General features: G+C 49.6%; 14 protein-coding genes. 1 reads left to right on the top strand and 13 read right to left on the bottom strand.

Annotation, left to right across the window (positions count from 1 at the left end; translation table 11 throughout):
• From rlmN to V8Q34_RS24045, 10 genes are all read right to left on the bottom strand, one after another.
• On the bottom strand, nucleotides 1-1,047 hold the full coding sequence (gene rlmN / locus V8Q34_RS24090; RefSeq protein WP_103731675.1) for a 23S rRNA (adenine(2503)-C(2))-methyltransferase RlmN: 1,047 nt from the start codon (nucleotides 1,045-1,047) through the stop codon (nucleotides 1-3).
• 1 nt (nucleotide 1,048) lies between these two features.
• The gene (gene rsmB / locus V8Q34_RS24085) at nucleotides 1,049-2,401 is read right to left on the bottom strand and encodes a 16S rRNA (cytosine(967)-C(5))-methyltransferase RsmB (RefSeq protein WP_033139072.1); all 1,353 of its coding nucleotides are present in this window, start codon (nucleotides 2,399-2,401) and stop codon (nucleotides 1,049-1,051) included.
• Between the two features lie 12 nt (nucleotides 2,402-2,413).
• A complete protein-coding gene (gene fmt / locus V8Q34_RS24080; RefSeq protein WP_335836475.1) occupies nucleotides 2,414-3,349 on the bottom strand; it encodes a methionyl-tRNA formyltransferase in 936 nt (311 codons plus the stop codon).
• Nucleotides 3,346-3,825, bottom strand: coding sequence for a peptide deformylase (gene def / locus V8Q34_RS24075; RefSeq protein WP_033139074.1), 480 nt, complete (start codon nucleotides 3,823-3,825; stop codon nucleotides 3,346-3,348). The genes fmt and def overlap by 4 nt, the downstream gene beginning before the upstream one ends.
• 31 nt (nucleotides 3,826-3,856) lie before the next feature.
• Entirely contained in the window at nucleotides 3,857-6,082 is a 2,226-nt protein-coding gene (gene priA, locus V8Q34_RS24070) for a replication restart helicase PriA (protein WP_335836474.1), read from the bottom strand.
• A 29-nt stretch (nucleotides 6,083-6,111) separates the two neighbouring features.
• Nucleotides 6,112-7,572 carry a UDP-N-acetylmuramoyl-L-alanyl-D-glutamate--2,6-diaminopimelate ligase gene (locus tag V8Q34_RS24065; protein ID WP_033139076.1) on the bottom strand — a complete coding sequence of 487 codons (1,461 nt, stop codon included), beginning with the start codon at nucleotides 7,570-7,572 and terminating at the stop codon, nucleotides 6,112-6,114.
• Nucleotides 7,573-8,334: 762 nt separating this feature from the next.
• Complete coding sequence (arcC, locus tag V8Q34_RS24060; protein WP_335836473.1) at nucleotides 8,335-9,270, bottom strand: carbamate kinase; 936 nt, start codon at nucleotides 9,268-9,270, stop codon at nucleotides 8,335-8,337.
• 245 nt (nucleotides 9,271-9,515) lie between these two features.
• Nucleotides 9,516-9,992 (bottom strand): threonine/serine exporter family protein, encoded by a 477-nt coding sequence (locus tag V8Q34_RS24055; RefSeq protein ID WP_081960510.1) that lies wholly within the window; start codon nucleotides 9,990-9,992, stop codon nucleotides 9,516-9,518.
• Nucleotides 9,989-10,774: a threonine/serine exporter family protein gene (locus tag V8Q34_RS24050; RefSeq protein ID WP_033143127.1), complete on the bottom strand. Its 786-nt coding sequence runs from the start codon at nucleotides 10,772-10,774 to the stop codon at nucleotides 9,989-9,991. Before V8Q34_RS24050 ends, V8Q34_RS24055 begins: the two co-directional genes overlap by 4 nt.
• Nucleotides 10,775-10,805: 31 nt before the next feature.
• Entirely contained in the window at nucleotides 10,806-12,347 is a 1,542-nt protein-coding gene (locus V8Q34_RS24045) for a helix-turn-helix domain-containing protein (protein ID WP_158587229.1), read from the bottom strand.
• A gap of 185 nt (nucleotides 12,348-12,532) precedes the next feature.
• On the opposite strand from V8Q34_RS24045, the gene V8Q34_RS24040 reads away from it, so the two are divergent.
• Nucleotides 12,533-14,512 (top strand): oxidoreductase, encoded by a 1,980-nt coding sequence (locus tag V8Q34_RS24040; protein ID WP_103732097.1) that lies wholly within the window; start codon nucleotides 12,533-12,535, stop codon nucleotides 14,510-14,512.
• A gap of 111 nt (nucleotides 14,513-14,623) precedes the next feature.
• Here the strand turns inward: V8Q34_RS24040 and V8Q34_RS24035 are convergent, their stop codons facing one another.
• The 3 genes from V8Q34_RS24035 to V8Q34_RS24025 all read right to left on the bottom strand — a co-directional run bounded on the left by V8Q34_RS24035 (nucleotide 14,624) and on the right by V8Q34_RS24025 (nucleotide 19,877).
• Nucleotides 14,624-15,496: an undecaprenyl-diphosphate phosphatase gene (locus V8Q34_RS24035; protein WP_054352278.1), complete on the bottom strand. Its 873-nt coding sequence runs from the start codon at nucleotides 15,494-15,496 to the stop codon at nucleotides 14,624-14,626.
• Nucleotides 15,497-15,606: 110 nt separating this feature from the next.
• Entirely contained in the window at nucleotides 15,607-18,804 is a 3,198-nt protein-coding gene (gene carB, locus V8Q34_RS24030) for a carbamoyl-phosphate synthase large subunit (RefSeq protein ID WP_033143131.1), read from the bottom strand.
• On the bottom strand, nucleotides 18,804-19,877 hold the full coding sequence (locus V8Q34_RS24025; RefSeq protein WP_033143132.1) for a carbamoyl phosphate synthase small subunit: 1,074 nt from the start codon (nucleotides 19,875-19,877) through the stop codon (nucleotides 18,804-18,806). The genes carB and V8Q34_RS24025 overlap by 1 nt, the downstream gene beginning before the upstream one ends.
• Between the last annotated feature and the right edge of the window lie 474 nt (nucleotides 19,878-20,351).

The following is a 20,351-nucleotide window of genomic DNA, read 5'->3' as shown; positions in this document are numbered from 1 at the left end:
CTACGAATCCTCTTTCTTATCGATATAACTTTTTCTTAATTGTCCACAGGCCCCATCGATATCCCGGCCCATTTCTCTTCTAATAGTAACATTAATTTGGTATTTTTCAAGTTTATTTTGAAAATTCCCGATAACTTTTTTATCAGAACGGACGTAACTGCGCTCTTTTATGGGGTTCACAGGTATGAGATTCACATGACAGTTCAGGCCTTTGAGCAGCTGTGCCAGGCGCCTTGCATCCTCCTGGGAATCGTTCTCGCCGCCCACCAAAGCGTATTCAAATGTGATGCGCCGCCCGGTCTTTTCATAGTAATTCCTGCAGGCGTTCAGCACCTGTGTGATGGTATATTTTTTAGCGATGGGCATAAGAGCTTCCCGCTTCTCCTGGCTGGACGCGTGGAGCGATAAAGCCAGTGTGATCTGCAGCTTTTCATCTGCCAGCGCCTCCATCTTGGGTACGAGCCCGCAGGTGGAGACTGTAATGTTTCTCTGACTGATATGAAGACCGTTTTCATCGCTTATCATATGTATAAAGCGAAGCAGGGTATCATAATTGTCAAGAGGTTCACCGGTACCCATGACCACCACATTGGATACCCGCTCGCCGCTGGTTTCCTGAATCCGGTATACCTGCTCCAGCATCTCTGCAGGCGTCAGGTTCCTGGTCCATCCGCCTATGGTGGAGGCACAGAATCTGCAGCCCATCTTACACCCCACCTGTGAGGAGATACATACACTGTTCCCATGCTTATACCGCATGAGCACACTTTCCACCACATTGCCGTCATGGAGGGCAAAAAGGTATTTCTGTGTGCCGTCTATCTTAGATGTCTGCACATCCAGAGCCGTAAGCGTGGTGAGAATACAGGACTCCTTTAATTTCCCGCGGAACGTCATGGAAAGGTTTGTCATCTCCTCAAAGCTCTTGGCCAGTTTTACATGCATCCACTCATAGAGCTGTTTTGCCCGGAATGGTTTTTCTCCCAGAGCTTCCACAGTCTTTTTCAGTTCTTCCAGGGACTGAGACTTTATATCTGTTGGTTCCATTCTACTCTATCCTTCTAAGCCTTGCCAAAAAGAATCCGTCACACTTATGGACTCCCGGCAGAAGCTGTAAATATCCTTGTTTTGTAGTTTCGCTTCTCAATTCCTCGCAGAGAAAATCATCGATACTCTCCAGTTTATACGGGTACTCCCTGGTAAACCAGAGCACATTTTCCAGATTCTCCTCCCTGCATACTGTGCAGGTGCTGTACAGAAGTATACCGCCGGGTTTTACATAGCAGGCTGCCTGTTCCAGAATCTTCCGCTGAAGCTCCACAAGCTCCTCCTGCTTTCCCGGCGTGATCTTGTACTTGATATCCGTCTTTTTTCCCATAACACCCAGACCTGAACACGGAACATCTGCCAGGACAAGGTCAGCTTTTTCCACAGACTCATGGTCAAACACGGTAGCGTCGTGTACGGAGACACTGATGTTAGCCATGCCCATACGCTCCACGTTTTCACGGATCAGGTCCGCTTTCTTCTCACTTACATCCCTGGAATCCACCATACCGGTTCCCCGCATTTTATCTGCCACGCAGAGGGACTTTCCTCCAGGAGCTGCACAAAGGTCAATGACAAAGCTGCCTTTCTGCGGATTGGCTGCCTCACCGGCCAGCATGGAGCTTACATCCTGCACCTGGATATTTCCCATGCGGAAGGCAGTCAGCGCAGGCAGATAATCATAACCGCTCAAATAATAGGCATTGTCTGCATAGGGCGCTTTCTCCACCTTCACGCCCTCTTTTTTAAGGCTCTGTATCACCTGCTCCCGGTCCGTGAGATATTCTTTTATACGGACGGTCACCGGGCGTTCTTCCATAGAGGCCTGAAGCATTTTCTCCGTATTCTCAAACCCGAACTGGTCCATAAAACGAACGACCAGCCACACAGGCATGGAGTAGGTCACGGAAAGGTACTCCACCTTATTCTCCCTGCCCGGAAAGGGGATTTTTTTGTAATCTCTGGCAATTCCCCTGAGAACTCCGTTCACAAATCCTGTCAGATTGTAAAATCCCTTTTTTCTTGCCAGCTTAACCGCCTCGTTGCATACCGCGCTGTCCGGAACGTTGTCCATATAAATAAGCTGGTATACACTGCTTCGCAGAAGCTCCCGGATCAGAGGTTTCATCTTCTCCACCTTCACTTTTGAGAAGTAATTGATGATATAATCAATCCGTATCTGGTTCTCCTGGGTTCCCTCACATACTCTGGTGATGAATGCCCGTTCTGTCTTCTCCAGATACTGGTATTTATCCAGCGTGCCGCGTATGGCAATGTGACTGTACTGCCCCTCTTTGTTTATTTCTAATAGTATTCCTAAGATTAACTCCCTTATATTCACTCTGCCTGTCATTTGTTTTCCTCTTTACTCCCCAAGGATACATCCTTTATCTACTGTATATCCCCGCAGAAAAGCTGCGGTATCCATTCTTTTCTTTCCTTCCAGCTGCAGCTCCTGAATGAGCAGAAGCCCATCTCCTGTTTTTACCAGCAGCCCCTCTTTCCCGGCCTCCAGAATTTCTCCCGGAACGCCATTGCCTGCCTCGTGGACTACAGAAGCGGTCCACAGCTTCATGTTTTTACCGTTCACGGATGTGTATGCGCTGGGCCATGGATTCAATCCGCGGATGAGCTGCTCAATCTCTTTTGCCGGGCGCTCCCAGTTGATCTTTCCCATCTTCTTGTCAATCATGGAAGCATAAGCCGTGGTACTTTGTTCCGGCTGCTTTTCAAAGACGGCAGTGCCATTTTCCAGTTTAACCAGCACCTCTGCACAGAGTGCGGCACCTGCTTTGCTTAACTTGTCAAACAGACTGCCGCCGGTCTCCTTTTCCTCCAGAGGGACTACCACTTTATCTATCATATCACCGGTGTCCAGGCCTTCACTCATACGCATGATCGTGACGCCTGATTCTTTGTCCCCATTGATGACAGCCCACTGAATAGGCGCTGCCCCCCGGTAAGCGGGTAAAAGAGAGGCATGCACATTGATGCAGCCATATCTGGGCATATCCAGAATTTCCTTTGAGATGATCTGCCCGAAAGCAGCCACCACGATCACATCCGGTGCGATCGTCCTGAGGGTTTCCACAAACTCCGGGTCCCGTACCTTTTTCGGCTGAAATACAGGGATCTGATGGGCAAGGGCTACCTCCTTCACCGGAGTGGGCATCAGGCTTTTTCCTCTGCCCTTGGGCTTATCCGGCTGTGTTACCACGGCTGCCACCTCATGACCGGCTGCAATCAGGGTTTCCAGCGTACCCACGGCAAAATCCGGGGTACCCATAAAGACTACTCTCATTCTTCATCCTCCTCATAGCTGTTCCTGCGAAGCTCGCCCTCCACCAGTTCTGTATACATTTTTCCCTGGAGATGGTCTGTCTCATGGCAGATGGCCCTTGCCAGCAGCTCTGTTCCCTCCAGTTCATATTCTTCCATATCCTCATTGAGCGCTCTCACCTTCACGTAATTGGGGCGTGTCACAGTACCTGACATTCCCGGAAGGCTCAGACAGCCCTCGTCCCCGGTCTGGGTGCCGGATGTCTCAATGATCTCGGGATTGATCAGCACGTGAGGGTCCTCCCCTGTGGTGTCGATCACCACGATCTGTTTCAGCACGCCCACCTGGGGAGCTGCCAGGCCCACTCCATAGGCGTCATACATAGTCTCAAACATATCTTCAATGAGTTCTTTCAGCTTTGGTGTCATAGCCTCCACTTTTCTGCATTTCTTTGTCAGTATACTGTCTCCCTGTGTTCTGATATTTCTCAGTGCCATATCTCTTTTTTCTCCTTTTCATTCTGACTGATCATATATTAAAATCAAACTGGATAAACATTTTGTCAAATCCCTTATTTACCGCAATATACCGTTCCAGACAGTCCTTGATCTGTACCAGAGTCCTGCGGTTTCGGTGTCTCATATAGAGCACCATCTTATACATATCCTGGACCTTTGACACGCTCTCAGGCGCCGGTCCGATGAGGATCAGATCCTCTCCGGGATATATCTTCTCTATATATTTTTTACAATAAGAAAGCCCCTGATACAAAAGATTTTCATCTGCGCAGGCGCCCCGCACAGCCGCCATGGCTCTTGCGGGGGGATAGCCCATGAGCATCCGGTAGGAGATCTCCTCTCTGTAAAATCCGGGATAGTCCTGTCCGGCTGACGCCCGGATACTGTAGTGCTCCGGCTGGTATGTCTGTATCACTGCTTCTCCGGGCTTTCTTCCTCTTCCCGCACGGCCCACAGCCTGGGTCAGGATCTGGAAAGTTCTCTCTCCTGCCCGGAAGTCCTCCCCATTTAGGGAAAGATCCGCTGCAAGAACCCCCACAAGAGTCACATCCGGAAAATCGTGGCCCTTTATGATCATCTGGGTACCCACCAGCACATCTGCCTCTTTTCTGGCAAAAGCGGCCAGTATCTTCTCATGGTCGTCCTTCTTTCTCGTGGTATCCGCGTCCATTCTGAGCACCCGGGCCTGTGGGAACAGACGGTGTACCATCTCCTCGATCTGCTGAGTCCCCGCCTTGAAGCCTCCGATAAAAGGAGAACCGCAGGAGGGACATTTCTGCACATCCGGGATGGTGTAGCCGCAGTAATGGCAGATCAATTTTCCGTTTCTGTGGGAAGTCAGTGAGACATCACAGTGAGGGCATTTCATCACGTGCCCGCAGGAACGGCAGCTTACAAAACCGGTATATCCCCTGCGGTTCAAAAACAGGATCACCTGTTCCTTTTTCTCCAGCCTCTCCCTGATCTTTTCCTGGAGAAGTGTGCTGAAGATGGAACGGTTCCCTGCCTTCAGCTCCTCCTTCAGATCCACAGTGTACACTTTTGGCAGCGCCCGGTTTTCATACCTGCTGTCCAGGGTCAGAAGCTGGTAGGAACCGTTCATACCTTTCTCATAGCTCTCCAGAGAAGGGGTGGCGGAACCCATGACAATCCTGGCATTTTCCACCTGTCCTCTTTGGACTGCCACTTCCCTGGCATGGTAGCAGGGTGTCTTCTCACTTTTATAGGAAGACTCATGCTCTTCGTCAATGACAATCAGCCCCAGGTTCGGAAATGGGGTAAACAGGGCCGAGCGCGGCCCCACCACAACAGAAATCTCTCCCTTTCTGGCCAGCTCAAACTGGTCAAAACGCTCTCCGGCTGACAGGCGGGAATGCATAAAAGAGACACCCGAGCCGAATCTCCGGCTGAAACGTTCCACCGTCTGATAGGTAAGGGCAATCTCCGGGATAAGGACAATGACCTGCTGTCCTTTTGCAAGGACCTCCTCGATCAGTTCCATATAGACTTCCGTCTTGCCGCTGCCTGTGACACCGTAGAGCAGTGTGGGACGCGGTGTCTCTGATTTCCACTCATCCAGAATCTGATCCACCGCTTCTCTCTGGCAGGCGTTCAACTCTTTTTTGATGATATCCTGCTGTTCTGTATGCACCGGATTTCTCCAGATCCGCTCACTCTCCACGGAAATCATTCCCTTTTCTTCCAGGCCGCGGATCACAGAAGGGGAGGCCTTCCACACACTCACCGCCTGTTCATAGGGCATAGGAGACTGTTCGAGAAGACCTGTCATGAGACGTGCTTTTGCTATAAAATGCTTTTTTTCACACGCCTCCAAAAACAGTCGTGCCTCCCCGGGGGAAGCCTTCAGTACCAGAAATTTCTTCTCCTGTTTTTTCTTTTTCTCCTTAACCGGAAGCACCGTTTTAAGGGCCTGGTTCATGGTGGAGCCATAATTTTTGGCGATCCATGATGCCAGGGATATGAGCCGGGATTCAATGGGAATCCCCTGGCTCTCAGGCCCCAGGATCTGTTTCATCCTGGAAGCCTCCACCTTGGGCTGTCCGGTTATGTCTATGACATAGCCGGTAATCTCCCTGCCGCCGTTTCCGAAAGGGACTCTTACCTTGGTTCCTATCTGAATGTCGTCCTGCAGATGTTCCGGAATCTCATACTGAAACGTCCGATCCAGCTTTTCCTGGGAGATATCCACTATGATATCTGCATATAATCTGCTCATATATCCACTCCGTATTCCGGCCGGCCCCTTCAGGCCTGCTCTGCCAGAATATCCCTGATCAAATCCCTCTCATCCATGGGATATTTCTTTCCTTTGATTTCCTGGTAATCCTCATGGCCTTTGCCTGCAAGCACAATGATATCACCCGGCTGTCCGTGACGGATCGCATAGGCAATGGCTTCTTTTCTGTCTGCAATCTCCACATAATGGCCCGCTGTTTTGCTGATCCCGATCTTAATGTCATCTATAATGGCCTGCGGCTCCTCATCCCTTGGGTTATCTGAGGTTATGATGGTCAGGTCAGCCAGACGGCCGGATACTTCCCCCATTTCATAACGACGGAGCTTGGAACGGTTTCCGCCGCATCCGAACAGACATACGAGGCGCGCAGGCTCATACTCCCGCAGGGTGGTCAGCAGGCTCTCCAGACTCATAGCATTATGGGCATAATCAATCATAAGGGTAAAGTCATCGGAGACTTTGACCATCTCAATCCTTCCCTTTACCTTAGCCGCTTTCAGGGCTTTCTGGATATTTTCCACACTGACTCCGAAATGACGGCAGATGGCAATGGCCGTCAGGGAATTGTACACGCTGAATTTGCCGGGAAGGTCAATCTCCACCGGAAAATTCATGAGCCCTTCTGCCTGATAGGCAATGCCCAGCGTGCCCTTTCCTGTGACCAGGTGCAGGTCTTTTGCCCGCAGGTCAGCCTTCTCACTGAATCCAAAGGTTTCCAGACTGCAGGTATGGCCCTCCAGTACCTTTTCCAGATGTTCATCATCCGCATTCACAATGCCGACTCTGCACTGTTTGAACAGCATGCCCTTGCAGTGCATATAATCTTCAAAGTCTTTGTGCTCATTCGGGCCGATGTGGTCCGGTTCAATATTGGTGAAGATTCCCAGGTCAAACAGAAAGCCCGCGGTTCTGTGGAGCATCAGGCCCTGGGAGGAAACTTCCATGACCACGCTGTCGCATCCGGCCTCCACCATCTCTGCAAAATATTGCTGTACCACATAGGATTCCGGAGTCGTATTGGCTGCCGGGATGACTTTGTCACCGATAATGGCTTCAATCGTGCCGATCAGACCCACTTTGTGGCCTGCATTTTCCAGAATGGATTTTACAAGGTAGGTGGTTGTGGTCTTTCCCTTTGTTCCTGTGATGCCGATGACTTTAAGCTTCTCGGCCGGATGCCCGAACCATGCCGCAGAGATGCAGGCCATGGCATACCGGCTGTCCGGCACTTTGATCACAGTCACGTGCTCCGGTACAGCCACATGGTCCTGTACGACCAGAACAGAGGCGCCCTTTGCAGCAACGTCCTCCGCGTATTTGTGTCCGTCGGACACGGCGCCTTTGATACAAATAAAAAGAGAGTCTTTATCCGCTTTTCTGGAATCAAAGACTACACTCCTCACTTCTGTGTCCAGGCTTCCCTGTACACATATATATTCAAGGTTTTGTAAAAGTTCAGTCAGTCTCATTCTCAATCTGTCCCCTTTCATAATTGTTCAATCAGATCTGCGTAATTTACTGCGCTGATTGTATATAAGAGCAGCCGCAGCAGGTATTTGCCCCATCGCAAAGCGATTTTAGACGGGCTGATATCCGTAATGATTCAGACAGATGAATCGTCTGCCCTTTTCATGGATACCGGAAGCAGGTATGCTGCTGCCGGGAATGGTGAGGTGTACGGGGTGCCCTTTGGAATATAGAATAACATAGGGGTTGTTGTGGAGGCAAGGGTTTTGTGGAAAATGGGTGGGTGGGGGAAGTAAAGTCTTGTGGCTGGGGGACGGGATGAGGGGAGGGGAGGCGTGTATGTTTGTGGCCGCTCGACGTTGCAGAACCTGTGAGCTAACCGCCAACTGCGACTAAGACGCTCGCCAATGGGCTCTCGCCTAAGTCTCCGTAGGCGGTGGATCTCACAGAACCTTCCACTTAACCTCGCTGCCACAAACATACACGCCTCCCCTCATCCCTGGTTTTCTCAGGCGGAACATAGGAACAACTTTCTTCGCAGCGGTGGTAAAAAGATGAAAAGAAATAAAAAAGAAGAAAAGAACTAAAGCTGGAGATTCTGAACGGTAACCGGTAAATTGGGGGCGGCGGTTCAGGGATTGGGCTTTAGTTCTTTTGTATTATAGTATGGGTCTTATGAGGACTCGGTCATAACTTTGGTATTTGTCTTACTACATAGAAATTTTAATGGGTGAATATCGGTAACGATTTGGTTCACCACATCGTTACTTATTTTCTATGATGGTGCCGGTTTTGCCCAGGTAGGCGGGCTTGGCTTTTTCTATGGAGGTGATGACTGCACGGCGGCCTTTTTTCTTTTCGACGAAGTTTACGGAAGCTTCTATTTTGGGGAGCATGGTGGAGGGCTCGAACTGGTCCTCTGACATGTATTGTCTGGCCTGGGCGGTGGTGATGTGGTCCAGGTACTGCTCGGTGTCGGATTTGTAGTTTAAGGACACTTTCTCTACGCTTGTGAGGATGAGGAGCTCATCTGCGTCCAGCATCTCTGCAAGCTTGCCGCTGATCAGGTCTTTTTCGATGACCGCACTGGCTCCGTGAAGCTCTTCACCCTGTTCCAGGACGGGGATTCCGCCGCCGCCGCAGGCAATGACGATCTGGCCCGCATCCGCCAGGGCCCGGATGGCATCAATTTCCACAATGTCCTGAGGCTTCGGTGCTGCTACGATTCTGCGGTAGCCGCTGCTGGTCTTTGTCACGTAGTTTCCTTTTTTCTCCTCCGCTTCCGCTTCCTCCTCGGTCAGGGTCCTTCCGATCACTTTTACCGGTTCGTGGAAGGCGTCATCGTAGGGGTCTACTGTGACCTGGGTGAGGACTGTGCTCACCGGTTTGTAGATGCCGCGTCTTAAAAGCTCTGCACGGATGGCGTTCTGTACGTCATAGCCGATGTAGCCCTGGCTCATTGCCGCGCAGACAGACATGGGCACTGCGGTGTAGTCAGGATGTACCTTTCCGAATTCGTTCATTGCTGTATGGATCATCCCCACCTGGGGAGCGTTGCTGTGGGTGATGATCACCTCTGCTCCAGCTTCCACCAGATTGGCGATTATTTTTGCTGTTCTTTTCGTTGCATTTTTCTGTTCTGGCAATGTGGTACCTAATGCTCTGTGTCCCAATGCCACTACTACTCTTTTTTTTGTCATATTAAAGTACCCCTTTTCAAACTGGTGTGATGATATTATTATAACAGGGCGCCGAAAAAAAGCAACCGTGGAAAAGAAAAAACCCGATACTCGCGTATCGGGCCTTTTCAACTTGAGGGGGGAGATAGTGAGTGGTTTATCAACTATCCAAGACCTATTATAGGGAAAAAATGTGATGAAACTATGACGATTTTCTAAAATAAAACGAAAAACTCTAAAGAAATTTTAAATGAAACTGGAAATAATCAGTTTTTCCTCCTGTTTTTTCCCTTGAATATCCGGTTGACCCGGTTGATGGTTTTCTGAGGTATCTCAAATACAAACACGATTCCAAGCACCATGGCCAAAGCGATTCCGAGGGTCTGTCTCCCGTAGTACAGGCTCTGGGCACTCTCCTGCATCAATGTATAGTAGACCGTTCTGTAGATGCCGATTCCCGGTACAAGTGGAAATATGCCGGCAATGAGAAACAGTGTGACCGGGCATTTTCTCACAGTGCTTCCGATGCGTGAAGCTGTCACAATAAAGACTGTGGCGATAAAGCTTCCCGTCACGGCACTCATATGGAAGGGATTGGTGCAGATCCAGCAGATCAGCCATCCCAATCCGCCTATGGTCCCGCACAGGGGATAATGTTCCTTCGGGACGGAAAACAGCACGGAAAAAGCCACAGTACCCAAAAACGCAGCCACGAACTGCGCAGCACCTTGTATCATGATCATAAAAGTACCCCTCCTGTCACTTTGTAATAGAGCATGTACATAAGGCCCACCCCAAGGGCAATGCCCAGAGCCACCAGCAGGGTATCCAGCATCCGGACACCGCCTCCGATATAATCACCGTCCGCAAAATCCCGGATGGAGTTCACAAAAGAGACACCCGGTACCAGGGGCATGATGGAACCCACAAGGATGCTCCCGTAATTTTCTCCGATTCCCAGACGGTAAAAGACCACAGCCAGAAAGGAAGCCCAGAATCCTCCCAGTAAGTTCAGTACGATTTTTGATGTCTTCTTCTCTCTTTTTTCCAGCGCAACCAGAAGCACGTACAGTAAAAAACCTGACAAAAAGGCTGCCGCTGCATCCCAGATGCCGCCGCCCAGCACATAGCAGAAGCTGGCAGAGCCTACGCCTGATGCCAGAATCCTTGTAATATTCTTTTTACCCGGCATCTGCTTAATGGCTTCCAGACGCTCCCAGGCCTCCTCCACGGTATATCTGCCCTCCACGATCTCCCTGGAGAGCTGGTTCACGGCTGCCACCCGGTTAAGTCTGGCAGAATTGATGGGAATATGCCTGACCTGGGCATAAATGTCCTCCCCTTTGCTCTCCGCAGTCAGAAATATCCCGGTGCTCATCACAAAGGCACTGCATTTTTCTATTCCATAGGCTTTGGCGATTCTCTGTATGGTCTCCTCCGCCCGGAAGATTTCCGCCCCGGCATCCAGCAGGGTCTTGCCGGCCTCCATAGCCAAATCCAGGATCTGTTTATCTCTGCTCTCCATAAATGCACTCCATCTCTATTTCCTCTTCTTCTCATTTTTCCCCGCTTTTGGAACCGTATTCCTCCATGATCCGGAAGGATAACAGCAGATACAGCCTCTCCTCCGGATCCTCCAGGTTCAGATGTATCAGTTCCCGTATCCGCTCCATCCTGTTTATAAAGGAGCTTCTGTGTATGTACAGCGCCTTGGCGGATGCCACTGCATTATACTGCAGACGCGCATAAGTTAAAAGTGTTTTATAATAGGAAGTTTCATTTTCCCTGTCATACCGGTACAAGGACAGCAGCTCCCTGCTGCAGAGCTGTTCCGGCAGAAAATTTCCCACACCGTATTTTAACAGAAAATCCAGGGCATAATCATCAAATTTGTGATAACAATAGGTAAAATTTTTTCTAAGACCCATCTCCATGGCAAACTCTGCCTGCCGGTAAGCGCTGCGCATGCAGGAAATATCCGTGAACTCCCGGCTGCAGCCGGCTGCCAGCACACTCTCCCTGAGAAAATACACCATTTCCTTGTGAAATTCCAGGTCCGTGGATTTTGAAAACATATTCCGGTTAAACAGCATGGCAATGTCCCCGTTATGCGTCACACAGTATGCCCCGGGCCACATCCGTTCCATCTGTGAACAGAGATACCTCATATTATATGCCTTTCCTCTTTGAAGGATATTCTCACGGATGGTGAGCATATAGTAAACGTCTCCCGGCAGATTTTTGTTAGCCCACAAAAGGCGCAGAAGCTCGCCCTCGTCCGCCCCGTCTGTCTCCAGACATTTTTTCATCATGTGATGCAGGTCAGCCAGTCGCGGAGACCCAAGCTCAAACCCTCCGCACTGGTCATAGAGCTGTTCCACATAACCGGCAAGGTGGTTAAAAACCGCCTTCTCATATTCTGTCTTTTCCTCACTCTGGCCCTCCTCGATCAGAAGGGACAGGCGGCCCACATAAGCACCCTCATGATATATATTTTTATAGATCACCACTTCGCCTGCCGTATAGACAAAAGCCTCTTTTCTCTCCTCCAGTTCCTTGAACCCCGGCATGCTGGTCAGATCATTGACATCATCCAGGGGAAGCTGGTTCATATCATCCACGAATTTGCGGCGCATACCCTCATCGCTTGTGTATGCGATATATTTAAAATCCCCGTCCATAAGTGCAGCCGGTTCCGGAAGCACACTCCGGCAGCTGTCCAGGATCTCCTGATATCCCACATTTCCGCCTACTATCCTGCTGAGCTTTTCGTCCCAGGTATCAAAGGTATCAAATATCTCTGTCAGCGCATTGAACAAAGTCCGCTCCGATATCCCTGCATCCAGAAAGACTGCGTCGTTCCCCCCACAGTCAAAGCTCCCGTTAGGATAACCTGCCAAGAGAAGGACGCAGCCTGTCAAATGCCTGACACAATGTAGAGCATTCTCCGCGTCCACAATGACAGCCCTCCCCTCCGTATAGACAGAAGGCTCATAAAAGACAGGGCGTCCCACAGAATATTGTTGTGAATATTGTGCATGATTTATTTTAAACCGTTTGGACAACTGGTAATATATCATAATACTGTTCAGTCTCATATATACTTCTCCTTTTTTCAACCCATCATACACATTGTACACCATCCGACAAAAAAAGCAATCAGATTCATGGATTTACACTTTACGGATTCCGGGATACTATTAAGACAGAGCATCCTAACTCTCTCCTGCCAGCCTCCCAGGCTTCGCGCTGGCGGGAGCCATGTGAAAGGAGTATATCCTTAATGAAAAAATCAGATTTTAAATACCCTCATCTGTTTGCCCCCATTCAGCTCGGCAACGTTCTTTTCCGTAACCGAATCTTCGCCTCCCCGACCGGTTACCAGAATCTGAATGGCGATGGCTATTTAAACGACGGCGCTGCAGCCTACTATGGCAGAAAAGCTATGGGAGGCGCTGCCAGCGTTGCCACCTTCGAGGGAATTGTAGACGGGGAGCTTGGACGAGGCGGGGCAACACACATTGCTCTCGACACTCCCAATATAGACCGGGGCATCTCCAGGATTGCCTACGGCATCAGCCAGTACGGCGCCGTAGCCACTTTGGAACTGCAGCATACCGGCATGTTCGCCAACCGTGACCTGTCCTTTTTCGGTGCGGAGGCCAAAGGCATAGCCTACGGCCCGGTGGAGTGTGAATGTGCGGGCAGAAAGATCCGCCCTATGACAGAGGAAATCATTGAACGCACCATCCAAAAATACATAGACGCTGCTCTTCTCGCAAAGAAATGCGGCTTCGGCATGGTTCTGGTACATGCCGGACACGGATGGATGCTGCACCAGTTCCTGTCCCCCATCACCAACACCAGAACGGACAAATGGGGCGGACCGGACATTGAAAACAGAAGCAGACTGCTGCTCTCCATCGTAGACGGTATTCACAAAGCCTGCGGGGCCGGTTTCCCCGTGGAAGTCCGCATAAGCGGCTCTGAATGCTATGATGGAGGCTATGACATAGAAAACGGCATTGCCATTGCCAGACAGCTTGACGGACATGCGAATCTGATCCATGTCTCCGCCGGCAATCATGAGGTGGAGGAAGTCTTCGCTGTCACCCATCCCAGTATGTTTCTGGAGGATGGATGCAATGTGCATCTGGCCGCAGAGATCAAAAAACACGTAAACACTCCGGTAGCCACCATCGGCGCGCTCTCAGACCCTGAGCTTATGGAAGACATCCTTGCTTCGGGAAAAGCCGATATTGTGGAACTGGGCAGAGAATTGCTGGCGGACCCGGATTTTCCCAATAAAATCCGTACCGGGCATGAGGACAAGGCAAGAAAATGCATGCGCTGTCTCTCCTGCTTTTCCAGCGAACTGACCAACGGGGAACCCTACTGTGCCATCAACCCGGAATCCGGCCGTGAACTGGAACTGCGCCATGCGCCTGTCTGTGCGCAGGTAAAGAAAAAAGTTCTGGTAGTGGGCGGAGGCGTGGGCGGCATGCAGGCAGCCCTTACCTGTTCCAAAATGGGACATAAAGTCATTCTCTGTGAAAAAAATGAGCGGCTGGGCGGTGTACTTCGCTGTGAAGAAAACGTCGCCTTTAAGAAAAACCTGGATTACTATTTAAACCAGCAGGCGAAATGTGTTGAGGAAGATAAAAATATAGAACTTCGCCTGCAGACGAAAGTGACGCCAGAATATGCGGAGGACTTAAACGCAGACGTCATCATCGCAGCCCTGGGTGCAAAAGCAGCCCGGCCGCAGGTACCAGGTATAGACAGTAACAACGTGTTGTCTGCCCAGGAGGCTTATCCTCTGGCAGACAAGCTGGGTCCCAAAGTGGTCATTTTGGGAGCCGGCCTGGTAGGAATTGAACTTGGACTGCATCTCATACGCTATGGAAAACAGGTCACGATCCTGGAGATGACAGACCACATGAGCGACGGAGGCAATTTTCTCCACATGCTCGGGCTGCATACAGAAATCAAAAAGCGCGGCCTTAAGATTTTCTTTCACACCCAGGCTGTACAGATCACAGACGAAGGGGTTGCCTGCCGGACACCGGAGGGCGACAGCTTTTACGAGGCAGACCAGGTTGTCTATGCCGCCGGTCAGAAGCCGCTGAGGGAGGAGACCACAGCTCTTGCCTGCTGCGCACCTGAATTTTACATGCTGGGGGACTGTGTTACCCCGCAGAATATCACGGCAGCTACATCTACTGCCTATATGACAGCCAGAAATATAGGCAGGGATTACTGACATATTGTTTCCCATTTCTCTATTGTCTGTAAAATAGCTTACCCCTATTTTACAGACAACAAAAGGGCATTGCAGCTGCAATGCCCTTTTAACACGTCTTCAGACTGCCCCTTAACCGGCAATCGTAAAATAGAGGAGCACAATAACGCCCAGTACGATCCGGTACCAGCCGAACACCTTGAAATCGTGCTTCTTGATATATCCCATAAGAAATTTAATAGCCAGAATGGAAACCACAAAGGAAACCACCATTCCCACAACCAGTATCATGAGCTCCGCCCCGGTAAAATGCAGGCCGAATTTGACCAGCTTCAAGAGACTTGCGCCAAACATGGTGGGTATTGCCAGGAAAAATGTATACTCCGCCGCCACGGTTCTGGAAGCCCCCAGTAGGATTCCGCCAATAATGGTAGCTCCCGAACGGGAAGTCCCCGGGATCACGGCCAGAAGCTGGAATACACCGATGAGAAGGGCCATCTTCCAGGATATCTCAGCAATGGAGTTTACCGCCGGCTCTCTTTTCTTGTTGTAGTCCTCAATGAGAATAAACAGCACACCATACACGATCAGCATGACAGCCACCACAAAATAATTATTGAACTTCTCCTCAATAAAATCATTAAAAGGAAGCGCCACGATGATAGCGGGCAGACAGGACACAACAATCTTAAACCACATGATCATTTTATCAATCTGGACAAAACGGCAGATAAAACCGGCTGCTTTCTCTATCTTTGTCACATTATGATGTTTTGGTCTTCTGTTGTGGAATGGCCAGAGATCTTTAAAATACAGCACCACCACTGCCATGATGGCGCCAAGCTGGATCACCACCATGAACATTTCCCAGAATTGTTTACTCACATCCAGCTTTACAAATTCCTCCACCAGTATCAGGTGGCCTGTGCTGCTGATGGGAAGCCATTCCGTGATGCCCTCCACAATTCCAAGAAAAATAACCTTCAGTAATTCAATAAAATCCATTACACCCTCCCTTATGTAAGAAACTGCACAGTCATGCGCAGACCTGACAAAATACTCAAGAAACCGCCGCAAAATTTCATACGGCGGTTGTCTCTCATTATGTCACAGTATTATATTGCTGCGATATCGATCAGCTCCAGCTTCTGGATATCTGTATTCTCCAGACTGGTCACAAGCGCCTCAGCCGTATCTAAGGCAGTCAGCACATTGACACCTGTCTCAATGGCATTCCGGCGGATAATAAACCCATCCTTTGCCTTTTCCACGCCCTGAGACGGTGTATCGATCACCAGATCGATCTTATGTCCGAGAATCAGGTCCATCAGATTAGGGGATGCCTGCTCAATCTTATTTGTGCGGACAGCCTTCACACCGTTCTCATTCAAGACTCTGGCAGTGCTTCTGGTTGCATAAATGCGGTATCCCAGTGCCTCAAAACGCCGGGCGATCGGTACGATATCCTGCTTATCCTCATCCCTCACGGTAATGATCATATTTTTGTACTTCGGCAGATTGATGCCTGCCCCTAAAAATGCCTTGTAGAGTGCCTCATTGAAAGACTCTGCAATGCCCAGGCACTCACCTGTGGATTTCATCTCCGGTCCCAGGCTGATGTCAGCCCCACGGATTTTTTCAAAGGAGAACACCGGCATCTTGATGGCAATATGCTTTGCCTCAGGCTGCAGGCCCGGCTCATATCCCAGTTCTCTTAACTTATATCCCAGGATCATCTTGGCTGCCAACGGTACGATAGGAATGCCAGTCACCTTGCTGATATACGGTACCGTACGGCTGGAACGGGGATTTACCTCGATCACATACACATCCTCGCCGCACACGATAAACTGTATATTGATCATACCGATAACATGCAGGGATTTTGCCAGTCTCCTGGTATACTCTTCAATGGTTTTCTTTGCTGTATCGCTGATGGTACGCGCGGGATATACGGAAATACTGTCGCCGGAGTGAATACCCGCACGCTCAATATGTTCCATAATACCGGGGATCAGAATGTCCTCACCGTCACAGATGGCATCCACCTCGATCTCCTTGCCCTGCAGATATTTATCTACCAGGATCGGATGTTCCTGGGCAATTCTGTTGATGATGCCGATATACTGGTCCACGTCCTCATCGTTTATGGCAATCTGCATGCCCTGTCCGCCAAGCACATAGGAAGGACGGACAAGCACAGGATATCCCAGTGTATTTGCCACACGGATCGCCTCGTCTGCCGTATATACTGTATGCCCCTGAGGTCTCGGAATATGACATTCCTCCAGAATCTTATCGAAAAGTTCCCGGTCCTCCGCAGCATCCACATCCTCCGCAGATGTTCCCAGAATTTTCACACCCATCTTCATCAGGGCTTCTGTGAGCTTGATAGCCGTCTGTCCGCCAAACTGCACGACAGCGCCGTCCGGTTTTTCTATATTTACCACATTCTCCACATCCTCCGGAGTCAGCGGTTCAAAATACAGCTTATCTGCAATGTCAAAGTCCGTACTTACAGTCTCCGGATTGTTGTTGATAATGATCGTCTCATAGCCCTCTTTTTTGAATGCCCAGGTACAGTGCACGGAACAGAAGTCAAACTCAATTCCCTGGCCGATACGGATAGGACCGGAACCCAGAACGAGAACTTTTTTCTTATCGGACTTCCCATCCGCCTCATTTTCCCCACCGTAAACAGAATAATAATACGGTGTGGCAGCTGCAAACTCAGCCGCGCAGGTATCTACCATTTTATAAGCGGCAGTGATGCCCCACTCCCGGCGCAGCTCTCTGATGTCCTCTTCCCTTTTACCGGTCAGGCGCGCGATCACATTGTCCGGGAATTCAATCCGCTTTGCCTCACGGAGCAATTCTTCCGTAAGTTCCTTTGAAGCCAGCGCCTGTTCCATCTCCACAAGGATTGCCAGCTTGTCAATGAACCACAGATCAATCTTCGTGACTGCATGGATCGTTTCATAGGAAATCCCTCTGCGGACAGCCTCAGCAATCCTCCAGATCCTCATATCGTCCACGATCTTCAGCTCTTCTGTCAGTTCCTCCTCGGTAAGCCCGGTAAAGTCATAAGACATAAGGCTGTCCACATGCTGTTCCAGAGACCGAATGGCCTTCATAAGAGCACCCTCAAAGTTATTGCAGATACTCATAACCTCACCGGTTGCCTTCATCTGTGTCGTCAGGGTTCTCTTTGCGCTGATGAATTTATCAAAGGGCAGACGCGGGATCTTCACAACACAGTAGTCCAGCATAGGCTCAAAGCTGGCATAAGTCTTGCCTGTGATGGCGTTCGGGATCTCATCCAGTGTATAACCCAGGGCGATCTTGGCCGCAACCTTGGCAATGGGATATCCGGTAGCCTTGGAAGCCAGTGCAGAGGAGCGTGATACACGGGGATTTACCTCAATGACGCAGTATTCAAAGCTGTCAGGATTCAGAGCGTACTGCACGTTACAGCCGCCGGTGATTCCCAGCTCTGTGATGATATTTAAAGCAGAGGTACGCAGCATCTGGTATTCCTTGTCGCCCAGCGTCTGGGAAGGTGCCACAACGATACTGTCACCTGTATGCACGCCGACCGGGTCAATATTTTCCATATTACATACGGTAATGCAGTTGCCTGCACCGTCGCGCATAACCTCATACTCAATCTCTTTCCATCCTGCGATACAGCGCTCCACCAGCACCTCACCCACACGGGAGAGACGAAGGCCGTTTTCCAGGATTTCCACAAGCTGCGCCTCATCATAGGCAATACCGCCGCCGCTGCCGCCCAGAGTATAGGCAGGGCGCAGAACGACCGGGTAGCCGATCTTATTTGTAAAATCAATACCATCCTTCACGGTTTTTACAACCAGGGAAGCTGCCACCGGCTCACCGATCTTCTCCATGGTATCCTTAAATTCCTGACGATCCTCCGCCTTCTTGATCGTCTCAGAGGTGGTACCGATCAGGCGCACATTCTGTTCTTTTAAAAAGCCTCTCTCTTCCAGCTCCATAGCCAGATTCAGTCCGGCCTGTCCACCCAGAGTGGGCAGTACGCTGTCCGGTTTTTCCTTGATGATAAGCTGCTCTACCACTTCCACGGTCAGAGGCTCAATATATACCTTATCCGCGATATCTTTATCTGTCATAATGGTAGCGGGATTGGAGTTCAGAAGAACGACCTCTATTCCCTCTTCCTTCAGGGAGCGGCAGGCCTGCGTTCCCGCATAGTCAAACTCTGCTGCCTGACCGATGATGATCGGGCCTGAACCGATCACAAGCACTTTTTTAATATCCTGAATCTTCGGCATTATTCGCTCACCTCCATCATTTTCATAAATCTGTCAAACAGGTATCCGGAATCCTGGGGTCCCGGACAAGCCTCCGGATGGAACTGTACGGTAAAAATATTCTTTCCTATATATTTTAAACCCTCGTTTGTTTTGTCATTGACATTTTCAAATGCCGGTACAGCCACCTGAGGGTCCAGAGTGTCCGTATCTACCATATATCCATGGTTCTGTGATGAAATATATACCCTTCCGGTTTCCAGGTCCTTTACGGGGTGATTTCCGCCTCTGTGGCCGTATTTCATCTTCCTGGTATCCGCGCCCGTTGCAAGTGCCATGAGCTGATGTCCGAGACAGATCGCGAAAACCGGTACCTGGGAATCATAAAGCTTTTTGATTTCTTCTATTATAGACGTACACTCTTTCGGATCACCAGGACCGTTGGAGAGCATAATGCCGTCAGGATCATCTCCCAGAATCTCCTCTGCTTTTGTAAATGCCGGATATATGGTAACCTGGCATCCGCGCTTGTTCAGGGAACGGGCAATATTATCTTTTGCCCCAAAGTCCATAAGAGCCACCTTGGGTCCGCTGCCCTTCAGCACTTTCTTCTCCTCACATGTCACACGCTCCACGACCCTGCCGGTGGTATAAGCTTTTAATTTTGGAAGAACCTCCTCCAGTTTATAGTCTGCATTGGTAGTGATCATGCCGTTCATGGTTCCTTTTTCCCTCAAGATCTTGGTAAGGGCCCTTGTATCAATCCCTGCGATCCCGGGGATATCATATCTCTTCAGAAAATTCTGTATGGTGTCTTCACAGCGGAAGTTGCTTGGAATACGGGATAATTCCCTGACAATGTAGCCATCCGGCCACGGTCTTAAAGATTCCTGGTCCTCATGGCAAATGCCATAATTACCAATCAAAGGATATGTCATGCAGACTGCCTGTCCGGCGTAAGAAGGATCTGTAAGAACTTCAAGATAACCTGTCATCGAGGTATTAAAGACGATTTCGCTGATAATTTCTTTCTTCGACCCTATGCTGGTCCCGGTAAAGACGGTGCCGTCTTCCAGTATTAAAAATGCTTTCATGCTTTCACCTGTCTTCCTTTCTATAGCGTACTGTTAATGGTTCCCCAAATTTTCCCCAAATTGTAAAAAGTGTATCACAACATCTGGTGTTTTTCAACCTTTTTTTCTTGTTTTTTCGCGGTTGTATTTTAAAAAATTCGACAGCCCGAAAACCGGATAATAATAAACAGGAATTTCGGAGCAGAAATGCGGTTTATGTATTTGGCATTTCCTTATTATGATGGGAATATATACTGATTTTATTCTGGGGTGTTTTTGTCATTTTATAAGGAAAGAACAAGGCCGGAAAACGTGGAAAAACCTTCGGAATATGTCGGGAAATAGAATTGCGTTAATTTTTTTAAAAACTTTGAAAATTAGTGTTGACATTTCCTGTAAAATCGTGTAATATATGTCTTGTGCTTGAGAGAGCACGAACTTAATAGAAGATGCAGGAGTGGCGGAATTGGCAGACGCGCAGGCTTCAGGTGCCTG

It is taken from the genome of Blautia sp. JLR.GB0024 (assembly GCF_037000545.1).
GTDB lineage: Bacteria > Bacillota > Clostridia > Lachnospirales > Lachnospiraceae > Blautia > Blautia celeris.
Note: the sequence above shows the minus strand (reverse complement) of the source record. Positions and strands in the feature narration are given on the sequence as shown.